Source organism: uncultured Arthrobacter sp., from assembly GCF_947493765.1.
Classification (GTDB): Bacteria; Actinomycetota; Actinomycetes; order Actinomycetales; family Micrococcaceae; genus Arthrobacter_D.
Map to the genome: position 1 here is coordinate 44,836 of NZ_CANLSZ010000003.1, position 19,277 is coordinate 64,112.

Annotated in this window: 17 protein-coding genes; 14 read left to right on the forward strand and 3 right to left on the reverse strand. The window is 68.7% G+C overall.

Features of this window, described 5'->3' with window-relative positions; all coding sequences use genetic code 11:
• Positions 1 to 58: 58 nt before the first annotated feature.
• The 5 genes from Q0747_RS05385 to Q0747_RS05405 all read left to right on the forward strand — a co-directional run bounded on the left by Q0747_RS05385 (position 59) and on the right by Q0747_RS05405 (position 5,475).
• The gene (locus Q0747_RS05385) at positions 59 to 1,093 is read left to right on the forward strand and encodes a PhoH family protein (RefSeq protein ID WP_298252372.1); all 1,035 of its coding nucleotides are present in this window, start codon (positions 59 to 61) and stop codon (positions 1,091 to 1,093) included.
• Entirely contained in the window at positions 1,090 to 1,563 is a 474-nt protein-coding gene (ybeY, locus tag Q0747_RS05390) for an rRNA maturation RNase YbeY (RefSeq protein WP_298252374.1), read from the forward strand. The genes Q0747_RS05385 and ybeY overlap by 4 nt, the downstream gene beginning before the upstream one ends.
• Positions 1,560 to 2,870 carry a hemolysin family protein gene (locus tag Q0747_RS05395; protein WP_298252376.1) on the forward strand — a complete coding sequence of 437 codons (1,311 nt, stop codon included), beginning with the start codon at positions 1,560 to 1,562 and terminating at the stop codon, positions 2,868 to 2,870. Before ybeY ends, Q0747_RS05395 begins: the two co-directional genes overlap by 4 nt.
• The gene (era, locus tag Q0747_RS05400) at positions 2,857 to 3,786 is read left to right on the forward strand and encodes a GTPase Era (protein WP_298252378.1); all 930 of its coding nucleotides are present in this window, start codon (positions 2,857 to 2,859) and stop codon (positions 3,784 to 3,786) included. Before Q0747_RS05395 ends, era begins: the two co-directional genes overlap by 14 nt.
• Positions 3,787 to 3,909: 123 nt before the next feature.
• A complete protein-coding gene (locus tag Q0747_RS05405; RefSeq protein ID WP_298252380.1) occupies positions 3,910 to 5,475 on the forward strand; it encodes an LCP family protein in 1,566 nt (521 codons plus the stop codon).
• Positions 5,476 to 5,574: 99 nt separating this feature from the next.
• Here the strand turns inward: Q0747_RS05405 and Q0747_RS05410 are convergent, their stop codons facing one another.
• On the reverse strand, positions 5,575 to 7,542 hold the full coding sequence (locus tag Q0747_RS05410; RefSeq protein ID WP_298252382.1) for a M13 family metallopeptidase: 1,968 nt from the start codon (positions 7,540 to 7,542) through the stop codon (positions 5,575 to 5,577).
• 221 nt (positions 7,543 to 7,763) lie between these two features.
• Here Q0747_RS05410 and leuA point away from each other — a divergent pair, with 221 nt between their 5' ends.
• The 3 genes from leuA (at position 7,764) to Q0747_RS05425 (ending at position 11,122) form a co-directional block, all read left to right on the forward strand.
• Positions 7,764 to 9,506 carry a 2-isopropylmalate synthase gene (gene leuA / locus Q0747_RS05415; RefSeq protein WP_298252384.1) on the forward strand — a complete coding sequence of 581 codons (1,743 nt, stop codon included), beginning with the start codon at positions 7,764 to 7,766 and terminating at the stop codon, positions 9,504 to 9,506.
• 63 nt (positions 9,507 to 9,569) lie between these two features.
• Positions 9,570 to 10,316: a DNA repair protein RecO gene (gene recO, locus Q0747_RS05420; RefSeq protein ID WP_298252386.1), complete on the forward strand. Its 747-nt coding sequence runs from the start codon at positions 9,570 to 9,572 to the stop codon at positions 10,314 to 10,316.
• The gene (locus Q0747_RS05425) at positions 10,313 to 11,122 is read left to right on the forward strand and encodes an isoprenyl transferase (protein ID WP_298252388.1); all 810 of its coding nucleotides are present in this window, start codon (positions 10,313 to 10,315) and stop codon (positions 11,120 to 11,122) included. The genes recO and Q0747_RS05425 overlap by 4 nt, the downstream gene beginning before the upstream one ends.
• A 12-nt stretch (positions 11,123 to 11,134) precedes the next feature.
• Here Q0747_RS05425 and Q0747_RS05430 read toward each other — a convergent pair whose 3' ends face one another.
• Complete coding sequence (locus Q0747_RS05430; RefSeq protein WP_298252390.1) at positions 11,135 to 12,133, reverse strand: alpha/beta hydrolase; 999 nt, start codon at positions 12,131 to 12,133, stop codon at positions 11,135 to 11,137.
• A gap of 68 nt (positions 12,134 to 12,201) precedes the next feature.
• Here Q0747_RS05430 and Q0747_RS05435 point away from each other — a divergent pair, with 68 nt between their 5' ends.
• Positions 12,202 to 13,281, forward strand: a complete 1,080-nt coding sequence (locus Q0747_RS05435; RefSeq protein ID WP_298252392.1) for a quinone-dependent dihydroorotate dehydrogenase — start codon at positions 12,202 to 12,204, stop codon at positions 13,279 to 13,281.
• Between the two features lie 126 nt (positions 13,282 to 13,407).
• Here the strand turns inward: Q0747_RS05435 and Q0747_RS05440 are convergent, their stop codons facing one another.
• A complete protein-coding gene (locus Q0747_RS05440) occupies positions 13,408 to 13,959 on the reverse strand; it encodes a DUF3043 domain-containing protein (protein WP_367277671.1) in 552 nt (183 codons plus the stop codon).
• A 191-nt stretch (positions 13,960 to 14,150) separates the two neighbouring features.
• Here Q0747_RS05440 and Q0747_RS05445 point away from each other — a divergent pair, with 191 nt between their 5' ends.
• The 5 genes from Q0747_RS05445 (at position 14,151) to Q0747_RS05465 (ending at position 19,261) form a co-directional block, all read left to right on the forward strand.
• Positions 14,151 to 15,569, forward strand: coding sequence for a dipeptidase (locus Q0747_RS05445; RefSeq protein ID WP_298252396.1), 1,419 nt, complete (start codon positions 14,151 to 14,153; stop codon positions 15,567 to 15,569).
• A 145-nt stretch (positions 15,570 to 15,714) separates the two neighbouring features.
• The gene (locus tag Q0747_RS05450; RefSeq protein WP_298252398.1) at positions 15,715 to 16,092 is read left to right on the forward strand and encodes an iron-sulfur cluster assembly accessory protein; all 378 of its coding nucleotides are present in this window, start codon (positions 15,715 to 15,717) and stop codon (positions 16,090 to 16,092) included.
• A 171-nt stretch (positions 16,093 to 16,263) separates the two neighbouring features.
• Complete coding sequence (gene coxB / locus Q0747_RS05455) at positions 16,264 to 17,136, forward strand: cytochrome c oxidase subunit II (RefSeq protein ID WP_298252400.1); 873 nt, start codon at positions 16,264 to 16,266, stop codon at positions 17,134 to 17,136.
• Positions 17,136 to 18,863, forward strand: coding sequence for a cytochrome c oxidase subunit I (gene ctaD / locus Q0747_RS05460; RefSeq protein WP_298252401.1), 1,728 nt, complete (start codon positions 17,136 to 17,138; stop codon positions 18,861 to 18,863). The genes coxB and ctaD overlap by 1 nt, the downstream gene beginning before the upstream one ends.
• The gene (locus Q0747_RS05465) at positions 18,860 to 19,261 is read left to right on the forward strand and encodes a cytochrome c oxidase subunit 4 (RefSeq protein WP_298252403.1); all 402 of its coding nucleotides are present in this window, start codon (positions 18,860 to 18,862) and stop codon (positions 19,259 to 19,261) included. Before ctaD ends, Q0747_RS05465 begins: the two co-directional genes overlap by 4 nt.
• Positions 19,262 to 19,277: the final 16 nt, after the last annotated feature.

Here is a 19,277-nt window from a genome sequence, read left to right on the forward strand (position 1 = left end):
ACCATCCATCAGCGCAACTACTCGTACGAGGGGCGATCAGAGGCCGCACGGCCGAACTATGAGCGAATCTTCATCAGGCATCAACACGGCAGGGCTGGACAGCAGGACGTTCGTCTTCGACTCCACGGAGCAGATGGTACAGGCGCTCGGATCCAACGACGAGGCCCTCCGCCTGATCGAGGACTCGTTCCCCGGCGTCGGACTGCAGGCCCGCGGCAACGAGCTGACCATCACCGGGCCGTCCGCGGACGTGCTGCGGACGGAGCGCCTGATCGGGGAGATCCGCACCATGGCCAGCAACAATGCCACGGTGACACCCCAGGTCCTCGGGCAGCTCGTCACCATGCTCAAGACCCAGAGCGCCGTCCGGCCCGCGGACGTCCTGTCGGTCAACATCCTGTCCTCGCGGGGGCGGACCATCCGCCCGAAGACGCAGAACCAGGGCTCCTACGTCGATGCGATCGACGACAACACCATCGTCTTCGGGATCGGCCCTGCCGGCACCGGCAAGACCTACCTCGCAATGGCCAAGGCCGTCCAGGCCCTGCAGCACAAGGAGGTCAACCGGATCATCCTCACGCGCCCGGCGGTCGAGGCGGGGGAGCGGCTCGGCTTCCTCCCGGGAACGCTGAACGACAAGATCGACCCGTATCTCCGCCCGCTCTACGATGCGCTCCACGACATGATGGATCCCGACAGCATCCCCCGCCTCATGGCGGCAGGGACCATCGAGGTGGCTCCGCTGGCCTACATGCGCGGCAGGACCCTCAACGATGCGTTCATCATCCTCGACGAGGCGCAGAACACCACGCCGGAGCAGATGAAGATGTTCCTGACGCGCCTCGGCTTCGGGTCGAAGATGGTCGTCACCGGCGACGTCACCCAGGTGGACCTGCCCAGCGGGACGAGCTCGGGCCTGCGGATCGTGCGCGACATCCTCCACGACGTCGACGACGTCCACTTCAGCGAGCTCGACGCCTCCGACGTGGTGCGCCACCGGCTGGTCGGCGACATCGTCGCGGCCTACGGGGTGTGGGACGAGGAGCAGCGCGCCGGGCAGCACCGGATCATGCGGACGGCGGCCGGGCGATGAGCGTCGAGGTCAACAACGAGACGGACCACGACGTCGACGCCGAGTCCCTCGTCAGCCTCGCCAGCTTCCTGTTCGAGTCCCTCTTCCTCCACCCCGAGGCCGAGCTGTCGATCATCCTGGTGGACACCGCCGCCATGGAGAAACTGCACGTGGAGTGGATGGACGAGCCGGGTCCCACCGATGTCCTCTCCTTCCCGATGGACGAGCTGCGCCCGGGCGCGCCCGGTCAGGTGACCCCTGCCGGACTGCTGGGCGACATCGTCCTGTGCCCCGAGGTCGCCGCCGCCCAGGGCGCTGCTGCCGGCCACGGGACCGACGACGAGCTGCTCCTGCTCACCACCCACGGTGTCCTCCACCTGCTGGGCTACGATCACGCCGAGCCCGCGGAGGAGAAGGAGATGTTCGATCTCCAGCGTCAGCTCCTGTCCGAGTTCCTCGGTGGCCGGGCGCCGAAGGAGACCCGCGCTTGACCATCTGGCTCCTCGCACTCCTGGGCCTGCTCTTCACCCTGACGGCTGCTCTCGTCACGGCTGCCGAGGCAGCCTTCGTCTATCTCCCCCGACAGGAAGGTGTTGCCCTCGTCCAGGACTCGGGCAGGTCCTCCCTGCGTCGGATCCTCGACGCCCCGGTCGCCCACATGCACGCGCTGCGGTTCTGGCGCGTGTGGTTCGAGATGGCCGGCGCCGTCGCCGTCGCGATCCTGTTCCACGACCTGCTGGACAGCATCTGGCTCGCGGGGCTCCTGGCCACCGCGGTGATGGCGCTGGTCGGCTTCGCGATCGTCGGCATCTCACCCCGCCAGCTCGGCCGGGTGCACGCGGCCACCGTGGTCCGGCTGACCGGAGGTCCGGTCGCCGTGCTCGCCGCCGTCCTCGGCCCCATCCCGCGCTGGCTGGTGCGCGTCGGTAGCTCCGTCACCCCCGGTGCGGCCCGTGACGAGGCGGCCTTCTTCACGCAGGAGGAGTTCCGTGAGCTGCTCTCGCGGGCCTCGGACGCGGAGATGATCGAGGACAACGAGGCAGAGCTGATCCACTCCGTGTTCGAACTCGGCGACACGAAGGTCCGCTCCGTCATGGTCCCGCGCACCGACATGCTGACCATCGACTCCGGATCCACGCTCAGCGAGGCCATGCCCCTGTTCCTCCACTCCGGCTATTCCCGGATCCCCGTGATCGGGGAGAGCTCCGACGACATCAAGGGCCTGCTGTACCTCAAGGACGTCGTCGCGGATCTCCACGGGCGCCCGGCGTCGAACCTCTCCCGCTCGGTCGACGTCGTGGCGCGGCCGGCGCGGTTCGTGCCGGAGTCCAAGGCCGTCGGCGACCTCCTGCGGGAACTGCAGCGCGAGTCCACGCACGTCGCGATCGTCATCGACGAGTACGGCGGCACCGCCGGACTCGTGACACTCGAGGACCTCATCGAGGAGATCGTGGGGGAGATCGTCGACGAGTACGATTCCGAGGTCCCCGAGCAGGAGCAGCTCGACGACGCCGGGTACCGCGTCAGCGCCCGCATGGGGATCGACGACCTCGGGGAACTGTTCGGCCTCGATCTCGACGACGAGGAGGTGGACACGGTGGGCGGACTGCTCGCCAAGACCCTCGGCAGGGTGCCGATCGTGGGATCAGAGGTCACAATTGACGGTATCGGGCTGCGGGCGGAGCGCGTGGAGGGCCGACGGAACCGGGTCTCCCACGTGGTCGCCTACCGCCTCCCTCCGGAAGAATCCGAGCACGCCGAGCGAGAAGAAGCAGAGGCAGACCATGAGCGACGCTGAGTACCGGGCCGGATTCGTCTCGCTCGTCGGACGGCCCAACGCGGGCAAGTCCACCCTGACCAACGCACTGGTGGGGCAGAAGGTCGCTATCACGTCGGCGAAGCCCCAGACCACGCGCCACACCATCCGCGGCATCGTCAATCGTGACGACTGCCAGCTGATCCTCGTCGACACCCCGGGCCTGCACCGCCCGCGCACCCTGCTGGGGCAGCGGCTCAACGATCTGGTCGCGGACACCCTCGCCGAGGTCGACGCCGTGGGGTTCTGCCTGCCGGCCAACGAGAAGATCGGGCCGGGTGACCGCTTCATCGCGGAGCAGCTCGCCCGGCTCCGGCGGAAGCCGGTGATCGCCGTGGTGACGAAGACCGATCTCGTGGACCGCCAGGCGCTGACCGAGCAGCTCCTCGCCGTCGCGAAGCTCGGGACGGATGTGGCGGGCGCTGACGGCTGGGCCGACATCGTGCCGGTCTCCGCGTCGGGCGGGGTCCAGGTGGACACCGTGGCAGAGGTGTTCAGCACGTTCATGCCGGTCTCGCCCATGCTCTATCCGGACGGCGAGCTGACCGACGAGCCCGAGGCAGTCATGGTGGCCGAACTCGTCCGCGAGGCGGCCCTCGAGGGCGTGCGCGACGAGCTGCCCCACTCGCTCGCCGTGGTCGTCGAGGAGATGATCCCGCGGGAGGGGCGCAGCGAGGACAACCCGATGCTCGACGTCCACGTCAATCTCTACGTGGAGCGGCCGTCGCAGAAGGCGATCATCATCGGCAAGGGCGGAGCACGGCTCCGTGACGTGGGGATCGTCGCGCGCCGCGGGATCGAGGCCCTGCTCGGAACCAGGATCTACCTCGATCTGCACGTGAAGGTCGCGAAGGACTGGCAGCGGGATCCCAAGCAGCTCGTGAAGCTCGGATTCTGACGCCCTGTCAGGCACGCCCCGCGCGGCAACGGAACGGGAACGCACCCGTGTCCTTGCACCCGACCGGCCGTGTCGGCGGTAACGTTCACACGATCCACGACCATCCAGTGAAGGAGCACGGGCATGACCGGCCAAGCGCCCCCCGACGGCACGGACGCCGCCGGTGACCCCGCAGGTGGAGCAGGGGCAGCGGGGGCGTCGACGGTAGGGCGGCACCTGCGGCACGAGCGGACCCACGGCGGTCTGCGCCTGACCGCGATCCTGCTGGCCGCCGTGCTGCTCGCAGCCATGGCCTTCGTCGCCGTCCAGGTCATCCGGCTGCAGTCGAACGTCCTGACCTCGCCCCTGAATCTCGGCGAGGGGCAGGAGACGGCCCTCCCCGTCGATTCCAGTACCGATCCGCTCCAGATCCTCGTCCTCGGCACCGATACCCGCACGGGTAACGACGGCGAGTTCGTCGGCGGCGAGGACCTCTCCTCGGGCGAGGGCAACTCCGACGTCATGATGCTGGTGGCGCTCTCGGCTGATCGCGAGGACGTCACGGTGGTGTCCTTCCCCCGCGACCTGCTCGTGCCTCTGCCCCGGTGCATCAGCCCGGACACGGACGAGGTGTCGCAGGCCGTGGAGCTGGGACAACTCAACGGGGCGCTCAACGAGGGTGGACCGGGGTGCACCGTCGCGGCCATCAACGACCTCACGGGCCTGTCGATCGACCACTTCATGATGGCCGACTTCAATGCGGTGAAGGAACTCTCCTCGACGCTCGGCGGCGTGGAGGTCTGCGTGGAGGAGCCGGTGGACGACGAGTACTCCGGGCTGACGCTGCCCGCGGGGACCAGCGAGGTGGAGGGCGACCAGGCCCTGGCCTTCCTGCGGACCAGGCACAGCTTCGGCGACGGGGGAGATGCCGGTCGGATCGCGGCCCAGCAGTCGTTCCTGGCGTCGATGGCCCGCAAGGTGCAGGACGAGGGGACCCTGACGAACCTGCCGAAGCTCTACTCCATCGCCGAGGTCGTCACGCGGCACCTGACCGTCAACGAGGAACTCTCCCGGCCGGCCGAGCTGCTGAAGATCGCCGACCGCCTGAAGGACGTGGATCTGGGGAAGATCGCGTTCGTGACGGTACCCACCCGGCCCTGGGTCGAGGATCCGAACCGGTTGGTCCTCGACGACGAGCGGGCGGAGCCGCTCTTCCAGGCACTCCGCCAGGACCGGGGGCTGTCCGAGAAGACGCCCGTCGCCGAGCCGACGGACACCGCCCCCACCGGGGGAACTCCGGCACCGTCCGGGCCGGCACCGACCACCGAGGCGGCGGAGGTCCCCGCGATCGATCCCGCGAGCATCCCCGTGCTCGTCCTCAACGCCACGAACGATCCCGATCGCGGGGGCGAGATCCAGGAGCTCCTCCTCGACGCCGGCTACACCCAGGCGGTCCCGCTGGAGGCCGAGCAGGCGGAGGAGACCCAGATCCTCTTCGGCACCGGGTACGAGACCGCCGCAGGCGATCTCGCCGAGCGCTTCGGGGTCCCGGCCTCCCAGGTCCTGCTCAGCGGGACCGCCTCCGGAGTGCAGCTGGTCGTCGGCGTCGATCTCGCCACGGGCACGACGGTGGTCCGGCCGCCGCTCTCCAGCGAACTCGACGGCCAGACGGCCGAGCAGAGGACCTGCCAGGCGTCGTCCGGCCTGTAGGACCTGTGGGACCTGTAGAACTTATAGGACCGGCAGAACTGCACCCGAGCTCCCGAGCGACCCCCCGGGGCCGCACGGGAGCAGCAGGAGCGCGGGGCGTCACCAGATGCGGACGCGGTCCCCGGGGTCGAGCCACAGCTCGTCGCCGGCCGCGACGTCGAAGGCCTCGTGGTACTCGTCGAGGTTCCGTACCACCTGGTTGCAACGGAACTCGTTCGGGGAGTGGGGATCGACGGTGAGGCGCCGTGCGGCCTCCTCGGGCCGGATCTTCTGCTGCCAGCACGTGGCCCAGGACAGGAAGAACCGCTGGGTGCCCGTCAGGCCGTCGACGACCGGTGGCTCCTCGCCCCCGAGGCTGAGCAGGTACGCCCGGTAGCTGATGCCCAGCCCGCCGAGATCGCCGATGTTCTCCCCGAGGGTCAGCTCACCGTTCACCGTCCGGTCCGGCACCTCGGCCGGGGCCAGCATGGCGTACTGGTCCACGAGCCGGCCGGTCAGGGCGTCGAAGGCCTCCCGGTCGGCCTCGCTCCACCAGTTCAGCAGCCGTCCGGTCCCGTCGAACTGAGAGCCCTTGTCATCGAAACCATGACCGATCTCATGGCCGATGACCGCTCCGATGGCGCCGTAGTTCACGGCGGCGTCGGCCGCGATGTCGAAGAAGGGGGGCTGGAGGATGGCTGCCGGGAAGACGATCTCGTTCATCGTGGGCATGTAGTAGGCGTTGACGGTCTGGGGTGTCATGAGCCATGCGCCGCGATCGATGGGCCCACCCAGCTTGTCCAGTTGCCTGCGGTGCTCGAACTCGGCCGCCCGCAGGACATTGCCGTACAGGTCGGACGGTCTCACCTCGAGGGGCGTGTAGTCGATCCACTCGTCCGGGTAGCCGATCTTGGTGCTGAACAGGGAGAGTTTCGCCAGCGCACGCTCGCGCGTCGTGTCGGTCATCCAGGTCAGCGCCGCGATGGACGACTCGTAGGCCCCGATCAGATTGCCCACGAGGTCGAGCATCGCCGCCTTGTGGGTCGCGGGGAAGTGCCGCTGGACGTAACGCCGGCCGATCTCCTCACCCATGGCTCCCTCGACGAGGGCGACGCCGCGCTTCCAGCGTTCCCGCAGGCGCGGCGTGCCGGCCAGGTGGGTGCCGTAGAAGGCGAAGGCCGCCTCCACGAACCGTTCGTCGAGGTAGTCGCTGGCATGCAGGAGGACGCGGCTGGCCAGCCACTGCTTCCAGTCCGAGAGACTCTCCTCGGCCAGGGCCGTGTCGAGGCCCCGGACGAAGTCGGGCTGGTTCAGCACCACCTCGGCGGTCTGTCCGGGCACGTCGGTGACGATCCGCAGCCAGGGCCCGAGCACTGCCGACATGCCGGTCAGCTCGTCGTGCTGCAGGAGGTTGTACGTCTTCTGCGGGTCCCGGCGCTCCACGCTCCCCATGGACGAGGCGGCGAGGCGGGTCTCGAGCGCCAGGACACGATCCGCGGCGGACCCGGCCTCGTGCGTGCCGACGAGCCCGAACAGCGTCGCGAGCAGCTCCCTGTACTCGGCGCGTGTCCCGGCGAAACCCTCCTCGCGGTAGTACGACTCGTCCGGCAGTCCCAGGCCCGACTGGTGCAGGTGGAGCAGATAGCGCTCCGGGTCGCCGGCGTCGTTGCTGACGTATGGGGCGAGCACGCCCTGGACACCCGAGCGGGTGAGGCCCGCGCTCAGGGACACCAGCTCCGCGATCGACGTCGTCGCCTCGATCCGCTCGAGCAGGGGTGCGACCGGTGCCGAGCGCTCCGCCTCGATGCGCCCGGTGTCCATGAACCCGGCGTACAGCAGGCCGAGCTTCGCCCCGGCATCGCCGGCCGCCGGCGCCGCTTTGTCCCGGGTGGTCGCCGCAGCCTCCTCGATGATGGTGCGGACGGCGAGCTCGGAGGCGTCGCGCAGCGCCGTGAACGAGCCGGTCAGCGGCCGGTCGTCGGGGATCACCGCGTCACGCAGCCACACCCCGTTGGCGTGCCTGAACAGGTCGTCCTGCGGGCGGACGTCCGTGTCGAGCTGGTTCGGGTCGAGTGTGCTGATCGTCATGGGCGCTTCCCGTTTCCTCGATGGCACCGGCATGTGTGGGCCGGCGCTCCTGAGAAGCCATCCTATGGCCCGTGCTAGGGTGACGGCATGCGTGCACGGCTGACTCTTCTTCGGTGCCGCGGCGAGGCCAGCTAGACGTTCGAGCTACCGGCCGACCCTCGCCGCGGTGTCTGACATGCCCGGCCACCGGCACCCCAGCTCCGCGAGAAGAGAAGGCCCCCATGCTCAAGGCACAGCAGTCATCCGGAATGCCGTTCGGCAAGTACCGCCCGTTCCAGGACCTGATCACGGTGGATCTGCCGGACCGGACCTGGCCCGATCGCGTCATCACCAAGGCTCCGCGCTGGTGCGCCGTCGATCTCCGGGACGGCAACCAGGCCCTGATCGACCCGATGGATCCCCAGCGCAAGCACAAGATGTTCGACCTCCTGGTGGGGATGGGCTACAAGGAGATCGAGGTCGGCTTCCCGTCGGCGTCGCAGCCGGACTTCGACTTCGTCCGCCAGCTCGTCGAGGGCGACCGCATCCCCGACGACGTCACCATCCAGGTCCTCACGCAGTCCCGCGAGCACCTGATCGAACGGACCTACGCCTCCCTCGAGGGGGCGGACCGGGCGATCGTCCACCTCTACAACTCCACGTCGGTCCTGCAGCGGCGAGTCGTATTCAACCAGGACCAGGACGGAATCATCGACATCGCGCTCCAGGGCGCCCGGCTGTGCCGCAAGTTCGAGGAGAACATGGGCAACACCGAGATCACCTACGAGTACTCGCCGGAGTCCTTCACGGGGACGGAACTGGAGTTCGCCGCCCGCATCAGCAACGAGGTCTCGGCGGTCTTCGAGGCCTCGTCCGACCGCCAGATGATCCTCAACCTGCCGGCCACCGTCGAGATGGCCACCCCGAACGTCTACGCCGACTCGATCGAGTGGATGAGCCGTAACCTCGCCGATCGCGACAGCATCATCCTCTCGCTGCATCCGCACAACGACCGCGGGACCGGAGTCGCAGCGGCGGAACTGGGCTACCTCGCCGGCGCGGACCGGATCGAGGGCTGCCTGTTCGGCAACGGCGAGCGGACGGGCAACGTGGACCTCGTGACCCTCGGCATGAATCTCTTCAGCCAGGGCATCGACCCGGAGATCGACTTCTCGGACATGGACGCGATCCGCCGGACCGCCGAGTACTGCAACCAGCTCACCGTGCCGGAGCGTTCACCCTACGGTGGCGACCTGGTCTTCACCGCGTTCTCCGGGTCCCACCAGGACGCGATCAAGAAGGGGTTCGACAGGATGGAACGCGACGCCGCGGAGGCAGGCGTCGGAACCGCGGACCTGCCCTGGGCGGTCCCGTACCTGCCCATCGACCCGCAGGACATCGGGCGCTCCTACGAGGCGGTGATCCGCGTCAATTCGCAGTCCGGCAAGGGCGGTGTGGCCTACCTGCTCAAGAACGAGCACAGCCTGGACCTGCCGCGCCGGGCCCAGATCGAGTTCTCCGGCGTCATCCAGCGCCGCACGGAGTCGCAGGGGGGCGAGGTCAGCGGTGCTCAGCTGTGGTCCGTGTTCCAGGACGAGTACCTGCCGGTCCGCGCCGAGGGCGGAGCCGTCGCCTGGGGCCACTATGCGTTGACGTCGGTGAACACCGACACGGCCGAGGACGGATCCTTCAAGCTCGCCACCACCCTCGTCGTCGACGGCGTGCAGCAGCGCCGCTCGGCGCAGGGCAACGGGCCGATCGACGCGCTGCTGGAGATCCTGCGCCAGGACGGCGTGGACCTGCGGGTCCTCGACTACACCGAACACGCCCTGTCCTCCGGCGGGAATGCCCGTGCCGCGGCCTACGTGGAGTGCGCGATCGGCGACCGCGTGCTGTGGGGCGCGGGGATCGACGCGAACACCACGATGGCCGCGCTCAAGGCCGTGGTCTCGGCGGCGAACCGGGCCGTCCGCGACGCCTCCTGATCCTCGGACGCCGTCCGCGCGGCGGGCGGCGTCCGTGGGGGCGCCAGGTGGGACAATGGAGCGGTGCCCTCGTCCTCCGCGTCACGTACCTACCGCACCCACGGTGTCGTCCTGCGCACCTACAAGCTCGGCGAAGCCGACCGCATCATCGTGCTCCTGACCCGGGACCACGGTCAGGTACGCGCCGTCGCCAAGGGCGTGCGGAGGACGAGCAGCAGATTCGGCTCGCGCCTGGAACCGTTCATGGCCGTCGACCTGCTCCTGGCACACGGCCGGAACCTGGACATCGTCACCCAGGCCGAGACCAGGGGGTCCCACGGCTACGGCATCGCCTCGGACTACGCGCGCTACACCGCAGCGACGGCCATCGCCGAGACCGCCGAGCGGCTCACCGACCTGTCGGAGGCGGGCAGCGCCCAGTACGCCCTCGTCGCCGGGGCCTTCTCCGCCCTGAGCCGCGATCTGCACCCGGCGGAGCTCATCCTCGACTCGTACCTGCTCCGGGCCCTGGCCACGGCGGGATGGGCCCCGAGCTTCACGGATTGCGCGCGCTGCGGTGCACCCGGACCCCACAGCGCCTTCTCGGCGCCCCTCGGCGGTGCCGTCTGTCCCGTGTGCAGACCGCCCGGGGCGGCCTCACCCTCCGCCGCCGCGATGGAGCTGCTCGGGGCGCTCCTCACGGGGGACTGGGCCATCGCCGACTCGTCCGGGATCGGTGCGCGCCGGGAGAGCGCGGGCCTGGTCGCGGCCTATCTGCAGTGGCACCTGGAGCGTTCCGTGCCGTCCCTGAAGCACGTGGAGCGGGTATGAGGAAGTCCGATCACCGTCCCGATCACCGTCCCGACGCGCCGTGGCCCCACCCGAGCGGCGAGCAGGCGCCCGCCATCCCGCAGGCCTTCGTGCCGGATCATGTCGCGATCATCATGGACGGCAACGGGAGATGGGCGAACGAGCGCGGTCTGCCGCGGACCGAGGGACACCGGGCGGGGGAGGCGGCGCTGCTCGACGTCGTCGCGGGCGCCATCGAGATCGGTGTCAAGCATGTGTCCGTCTACGCCTTCAGCACCGAGAACTGGAAACGGTCCCCCGAGGAGGTGCGCTTCCTCATGGGGTTCAACAAGGAGGTGCTCCGGCGTCAGCGGGACCAGCTCGACGCCTGGGGGGTGCGGATCCGCTGGTCCGGGCGACGCCCCAGGCTGTGGCAGTCCGTCATCCGTGAACTCGAGGACGCCGAGCAGTACACGCGCCACAACAGCACCTGCACCCTGACCATGTGCGTGAACTACGGCGGGAGGGCCGAGATCGCCGATGCGGCGCGGGCCATCGCCGAGGACGTCGCCGCGGGCACCCTCAAGGCGTCGTCCGTGAACGAGCGGACGATCCAGCGCTACCTCGACGAACCGGACCTGCCGGACGTCGATCTGTTCCTCCGCACCTCGGGGGAGCAGCGGCTGTCCAACTTCATGCTGTGGCAGTCCGCCTACGCGGAGATGGTCTTCATGGACACGCTCTGGCCCGACGTGGACCGCCGGACCCTCTGGCGGGCGATCGAGGAGTACGCAGCGCGCGACCGCCGCTACGGGGGAGCCGTGGACCGGGCCGCCTCGGGCACCTGACCTGCCGCAGGGTCACGGGACCCGGTGCTCCAGCCAGCCCAGCACCGCCGCGGTGCCCTCACGCCGCACCGCCGGCTCGGAGAGGAACACGTCGTGGAGGGCTCCCGGCAGGCGCCGGAGCGTGACGTCGTCGCCCAGTTCGGCGGCCCGGTGCACCATCGGGGTGACATCGAGGATGCTGTCGGTGTGGCGCATCGCCTCGCTCCACGTGGCACTGATGGTGGACGCCCGGGAGCAGACCACGAGGATCGGCACCGCGATGGAGACGCCGTCGGCGAGGACGGCGTGCCCTGCGAGGACGGCTCGGAGCCAGCCGACGCGGACCGGGAACCCGGCCTCGGGGCGCCACGCCGGATCGATGGGCCACTCGCCGTCGCGGGAGTCGCTGATGTTCCGGAAGTAGAACCCGAGTTCGGGCAGCGGGATCCGTGCCTTGGGCCGACGGCGGGAGACGGTCCCGAGGATCCCCTGGGCGGCCGCGCGCAGCAGTGCGCTGCCCTGCAGGTCCAGCCAGGGACTGTTCAGGACCAGGGCAGCGAGCCGACCCGGGTTCCGATGGGCCCACAGCGCCGCGATCAACCCGCCCATCGAGTGCGCCATGAGGACGAGGTCGACGGGAACCGGTACCGCTGCGCGCTGGTCCAGCCGGTGCTGGAGCGCACCGAGTGCGGCCTCGAGATCGGCGTCGTAGTCGTCCAGCGACGTGGCGAAGCCCGGGGTCTGGTCCGGGCGCAGGCTGCGTCCGTACTTGTGCAGATCGAGCGCGAAGAAGGCCCAGCCCTGCCCGTGCAGGGCCCGGGCGAGCTCGGCATGCAGGAAGTAGTCGCTGAAGCCGTGCAGGTAGAGCACCGCCCGGACCCGACCGGTGCCCGCGACCGGGGCCGGTACCGGACCGTCGGGTTCGTAGGCGATGAGGGTGGCCTCGCGCGGGCCTTCGTCGTCGGGTTCGAGGGGAAGGGTCTTCGAACGGAACGACGCGCCGAGGACGTCCTCGGACCAGGGCTCTGGCATGCCCCGACCCTACCCCGCCCGTCGGGACGGAACTTGGAGGTGCGCAGCGCGCATGGGATTCTGGAGTCATGCGCATCTACCCGACGTTCTTCCGGATCGCCTTCTCCGGAATGGATGCGGAGAAGGCCCACACGATCGGCTCCACCCTCATCCGGATGGTGGACCGCACACCCGTCGGCTGGGTCCTGCGCCGGCGGTGCGCCCCCGATGCGTCCCTCGCCACCACCGCCTTCGGGCTGGACTTCCCCTCGCCCTTCGGACTCGCCGCCGGTTTCGACAAGGCCGGCACCGGCGTCCTGGCCCTCACCGCGCTCGGCTTCGGCCACGTCGAGATCGGGACGATCACGGGCCGGGCCCAACCCGGCAACCCCAGGCCGCGGCTCTTCCGCCTGGTCGAGGACCGGGCGGTGATCAATCGCATGGGCTTCAACAACGACGGCGCCGCGCAGGTGGCGCCGCGCCTCCTCTCGGCCCGGCGTGCCCTGGAGCGCCGCTACGGCTCGGGCCTGCGTCCGATCGTCGGCGCCAACATCGGCAAGACCAAGGCGGTCGACATCGCGGACGCCGTCGAGGACTACCTCGAGAGCGCGCGCGAACTGGCGCCGGTGGCCGACTACCTCGTGGTCAACGTATCGTCACCGAACACTCCCGGCCTGCGGCTCCTGCAGGGCGTGGAACAGCTGAGGCCCCTGCTGGAGGCGGTGCGCCGTACGGCCGACGAGGCCGCGGACCGGCACGTGCCCCTCCTGGTCAAGATCGCGCCCGACCTGCTGGACCAGGACATCGACGACGTCGGTGCGCTGGCGCTGGAACTCGGCCTCGACGGCGTGGTGGCCACCAACACGACGATCACGCGCGGGAACCTCCGCACCGCTCCGGACACCGTCATCGCGCAGGGAGTCGGCGGCCTCAGCGGTGCCCCCCTCAGAGCGCGATCCCTCGAGGTCCTCGTCCGTCTCCGGGCGGCCGTGGGTCCCGAGCTGGCCATCATCGGCGTGGGCGGCATCGAGAGCGCCGAGGACGTCGTGGAACGGCTCGAGGCCGGGGCCACACTCGTCCAGGGCTACACCGGTTTCCTCTACGAGGGGCCCTTCTGGGCGCGGCGGATCAATCGTGCGCTGGCCGCACGGGTACGATCGACCGCCTGAGGCCCGATCGACCGGGACGAGCGAGGGCAGCGCCGCGTCAGAGCGCCCCGGTGTGATCGCGCCCCCGGGTGCGATCGCGGGGTGTGATCGCGGGGTGTGATGCCGGGGTGCACCCCTGGTCGGTGGCTACGACGGGTAGTCGCCCCGGCGCACCTGCGGCTTGGGCAGCCTGAGCCGGCGCAGTTGCAGCGCGCGGGTGGTCGCGTACCAGAGATCGCCCTGGTTCGGTTCCCCGAACTTCTCCGTGAGCCTCTTCTTCACCTTCCGCCGCATCACGATCGTGTCGAGGACGACGGCGACGATGAGCACCCAGAACGCCATGAGGACGGCGCTCTGGACCGTGAGTGACCGGAAGAAACTGAGCACCACGAAGAAGAGGGCCGCGATCATGAGGAACTCACCGAGATTCACGCGCGCGTCGACGAACTGGCGGATGTAGCGGCGCTGCGGCCCCTTGTCGCGCAACGGCAGATAGCGCTCGTCGTCGGTGTCGAGGGCCTGACGCGTCCGTGCCCGCTCGTCCCGCGCGACGGAACGGCTCTGGTCCCGGGCGGCCTTGCGGTCGTCCGGCACGAGGGGCCGCCGACGTGCGGCCTCCTGCACGCTGCGCTTGGGCGTGGGTGCGCCCTTGCCGGGCGAGCGGCGCTCCTCGGGCAGCTTCGAAGCGTTGTCGACCACTTCCTGGGCAGGGGGGGCTTCTCTGTTTCGTCCGAACACCTCTTCAGGATACCGGGTGATCACCGGCCCGCCCTGACCGTCGGGGCGTACGAGGCACACCAGGCACACGAGGGGCCGCCCGGGAGCGATCCGGACCTCCGTCGCGGGAACCGGGACGCTCCGTCCGAACGGTCTGTGTATAGGGTGCTGGCATGACAGATACCTCCAGCACGCCATCGAACGATACGACGCGCATCCCCGACCTCCTGCGGAGCAGCGTCGATGCCGCCTTCCCGCGCATCGTCGAGCAACTCTCGGACCTCGTCGCGATCCAGGGGATCGCCTGGGACGCCTTCGATTCCAGCGAGCTCGACCGCAGCGCGGACGCCGTGGTCGACCTGATCCGGGGCGTGGGCATCGACGACGTCCGGATCCTGCGGGTCGACAACGACGGCGTCCCGGGCGGGCCGGCCGTCGTCGCCCGCCGCACGGCCGCCGAGGGTCGGCCGACGGTGCTGCTGTACGCCCACCACGACGTCCAGCCGCCGGGGGACGAGGCACTGTGGGAGACGCCGCCGTTCGTCGCGACCGAACGTGACGGCAGGCTGTTCGGCCGCGGGGCAGCCGACGACAAGGCAGGCATCATGGCGCATATCGGGGCCTTCGGGGCGCTCGGCGAGGTGCTTGGTGACTCCTTCGGCGTCGGCGTGACCCTGTTCATCGAGGGGGAGGAGGAGGCGGGTTCGCCGACCTTCCGCACCTTCCTCGAGACCTACCGCGACGATCTCGAGGCGGACGTCATCGTCGTCGCCGACTCGAGCAACTGGAAGGTCGGCGTGCCCGCCCTGACCACGAGCCTGCGTGGACTCGTGGACGGCACCATCGAGGTGCGGGTGCTGGAGCACGCCGTGCACTCGGGAATGTTCGGCGGCCCGGTGCTCGACGCCCCGACCCTCCTGGCACGACTCATCGCCACCCTGCACGACGACGCCGGTGACGTGGCCGTCTCCGGGCTCACCGGCGGCGACCACGCCTCCGTGGACTATCGGGAGGAGGACTACCGGTCCGACGCATCGGTGCTCGACGGCGTCGAACTCGCCGGGACCGGCTCGATCGCCTCACGCCTGTGGCACAAGCCGGCACTGTCCATCATCGGGATGGACATCCCGAGCGTGGCACTGTCCTCCAACACCCTGCTGCCGCAGGCCCGCGCGAAGTTCAGCCTGCGGCTCGCACCGGGGCAGGACCCGGCAGCGGCCATGGACGCCGTCCGGGCGCACGTCGAGGCGCATGCACCGTTCGGGGCGCAGGTGACCTTCACTCCGGGGGAGACGGGAAGTCCCTTCCGAACGGACACTTCCGAGCCGGCGTCACGGGCCGCCCTGGAGGCCCTCCGGGAAGCATGGGGGGTCGACGCCGTCGAGGCAGGCATGGGCGGATCCATCCCCTTCATCGCGGACCTCATCGAGGTGTTCCCCGCGGCGCAAATCCTCATCACCGGCGTCGAGGACCCCGACTCGCGGGCCCACAGCGCGAACGAATCCCTCCATCTCGAGGAGTTCCGGAAGGCGATCCTGGCCGAGGCGATCCTCCTCGCGCGGATCGACGACGGCGCGTTGACGCGGCCGTAGGGTCCACGGCGGACGACCGGGAGGAATGGACGGCTCCTCCCGGTCGTTCCACCCGGTGAGGCGCCCGGCGTAGAATTGACCCAGGCCGCATCAGACAGCGGCATTCAGAGCGGACGCACCGAAGGTCCGAGCTAGGAGAAACACCATGAGCACGCCCACCGAGACCGCACCCACCATGGATACCGCAGAACTCGCCGCCCACGAGGTGGAGCTCTCCGAGGTGGCCGCCGGGAAGGTTCGCAGCCTGCTCGAGCAGGAGGGGCGGACGGATCTGCGACTTCGCGTCGCCGTCCAGCCCGGAGGCTGCTCGGGCCTGATCTACCAGCTGTACTTCGACGAGCGCGTCCTCGAGGGCGACGCGGTCCGCGAGTTCGACGGCGTCGAGGTCATCGTCGACAAGATGAGCGTCCCCTATCTGTCGGGTGCCTCCATCGACTTCGAGGACACCATCTCGAAGCAGGGTTTCACCATCGACAATCCCAACGCGGGCGGATCCTGCGCCTGCGGGGATTCCTTCCACTAGCACGCGAGGACGGGGCCCGGAATTCGCCGAAACGGCGGGTTCCGGGCCCTTCCCATGTCACCGAATCGCCGGTCGTACAGGTAAGCTCTACAGTGAGTAGTAAAACTGGAGGTGCACCCCGGACAGCTTCCTGGGCGGGTGGCAACGCACGTAGAAAAGGAAGGTCCGTCTGTGAGATCGCAGGACCGAACCGGTAGCAGGAGCGTCAGGATCGCGAAGATCTCCAGCATCTCGCTGGCCGGCGCTCTCCTACTGAGTGGTTGCTCGGCAGAGGCCCAGAAGGGCTGGCTGCCGGCAGACCGCGACAACACCAACCACACCGGTCTCGTGACCGACCTCTGGGTGAATTCCTGGATCGCCGCGACGATCGTCGGACTCATCACCTGGGGTCTGATCATCTGGTGCATGGTCGCCTACCGCCGGCGCAAGAACGACACGGGATACCCGCGCCAGATCAGCTACAACCTGCCCCTCGAGGTCTTCTACCTGACGATCCCGGTCTTCATGGTGCTGGTGTTCTTCTACTTCACGGAACGTGACATCGCCACGATCGATGCCCGCGTGGACGACCCGGACGTGGTCGTCGATGTGCGCGGCAAGCAGTGGTCCTGGGACTTCAACTACGTGAAGGAGGACAAGTACTCCACCGGAGTGCAGGCCAACCTGAACGGCGAGGAGGGAGTCCCCGACAATCTCCCCACCCTCTACCTCCCGGTCAACCGGTCGGTCGAGCTGCAGCTCAACGCCCGCGACGTCCAGCACTCCTTCTTCGTGCCGGCGTTCCTGCAGAAGCGTGACCTGTACCCGGGCCGCACCAACTACATCAACCTGACCCCCACGAAGGAAGGCACCTTCGCAGGCAAGTGTGCCGAACTGTGCGGTCAGTACCACTCGGAGATGCTGTTCAACGTCGAGGTGGTCTCCCAGGCCGAGTTCGACGCACAGATGGCACAACTCGAGGACGGCCAGCTCGGAGACGAGTACGACCGCGACTCCTACCCGGATGATGATCCCGACACCGACCCAGCCAGGAGCAGCAGCTGATGTCCACCTTCGAATACACCCTCGAGGAAGCCGGCACCGTCGCCGCTCCACGTGTTGTTCCGAGGTCCAAGGGACGCATCGTCGTCAACTGGATCACGTCGACCGACCACAAGACCATCGGGTACATGTACCTGATCGCGTCCTTCGTCTTCTTCTGTTTCGCCGGGGTCATGGCGCTGATCATCCGGGCCGAGCTGTTCGAGCCCGGCATGCAGATCCTGCAGACCAAGGAGCAGTACAACCAGCTCTTCACGATGCACGGCACCGTGATGCTCCTGATGTTCGCCACCCCGCTGTTCGCAGGCTTCGCGAACGTCATCATGCCCCTGCAGATCGGTGCCCCCGACGTCGCCTTCCCGCGGCTCAACGCCCTGGCGTTCTGGTTCTTCCTGTTCGGCAGCACGATCGCGGTGTCCGGCTTCATCACGCCACAGGGCGCCGCGTCGTTCGGCTGGTTCGCCTATGCACCGCTGTCCAGCACCACCTTCTCCCCGGGCGTGGGCGGGGACCTCTGGGTCTTCGGTCTGGCCCTGTCCGGCTTCGGGACCATCCTCGGCTCGGTCAACTTCATCACGACCATCATCTGTCTGCGTGCTCCCGGCATGACCATGTGGCGGATGCCGATCTTCACCTGGAACACGCTCATCACCGGCATCCTCGTGCTGATGGCCTTCCCGCCCCTCGCCGCGGCCCTGTTCGCCCTGGGAGCCGACCGTCGGTTCGGTGCCCACATCTTCGACCCGGAAGCCGGTGGGGCGATCCTCTGGCAGCACCTCTTCTGGTTCTTCGGGCACCCCGAGGTCTACATCATCGCGCTGCCCTTCTTCGGCATCGTCTCCGAGATCTTCCCGGTCTTCAGCCGGAAGCCGATCTTCGGCTACAAGGGCATCGTCTTCGCGACCATCGCGATCGCCGCGCTCTCGGTCACCGTCTGGGCCCATCACATGTACGTCACCGGAGCGGTTCTGCTGCCGTTCTTCGCCTTCATGACCATGCTGATCGCGGTGCCCACCGGGGTGAAGTTCTTCAACTGGATCGGCACCATGTGGCGAGGGTCGATCACTTTCGAGACGCCCATGCTCTGGAGCATCGGCTTCCTGGTGACCTTCCTCTTCGGCGGGCTGACCGGCATCATCCTGGCGTCGCCGCCGCTGGACTTCCACGTCTCGGACACCTACTTCGTGGTTGCCCACTTCCACTACGTGGTCTTCGGCACCGTGGTCTTCGCGATGTTCGCCGGATTCTACTTCTGGTGGCCGAAGTTCACGGGCAAGATGCTCAACGAGCGGCTCGGGAAGATCCACTTCTGGATGCTCTTCCTCGGGTTCCACGCCACATTCCTGATCCAGCACTGGCTCGGCGTGGACGGTATGCCCCGCCGCTACGCGGACTACCTGCCCGAGGACGGGTGGACCGCCATGAACCAGTTCTCCACCGTGGGATCGTTCGTGCTCGGCGCCTCGATGATCCCGTTCTTCTGGAACGTGTACATCACCTGGCGCACCGGTAAGAAGGTGGACGTGGACGACCCGTGGGGCTTCGGAGCGTCCCTTGAGTGGGCCACCTCCTGCCCGCCACCACGGCACAACTTCACCTCCCTGCCGCGCATCCGCTCGGAGCGCCCGGCACTCGACCTGCACCACCCGGAGCTGCAGCAGACCCACACTCCCGATGAGAGTGCTGCGGGCTTCATGGGGGCGGCCGACCGACAGGACACCAACGCGTGAAAATCGAGACGAAGCTCTTCACCTACCTCACCCCGTTCTTCTTCCTGGTCGGGACCGTGTACGGCGTCCTCGTCGAGTGGCAGGAGCCCGTGGGGTTCCTGGCCCTGTACCTGTCGGGCGGACTGTCGGGCATGATCGGGTTCTATCTCGGGTTCACGGGCAACCGGGTGGGACTGCGCCCGGAGGACCGCCTCGATGCCGAGATCCACGAGGGCTCCGGCGAACAGGGGCACTTCAGCCCGTGGAGCTGGTGGCCCCTGGCCCTGTCCCTCGCCGCTGCCACGGGTTTCCTCGGTCTGGCCGTCGGATTCTGGATCCTCTACATCGGGATGGGTTTCGCAGTGATCGCCCTCGTCGGCTGGGTGTTCGAGTACAGCCGTGGGGACCACGCCCACTGACCGAATGATCAGTATC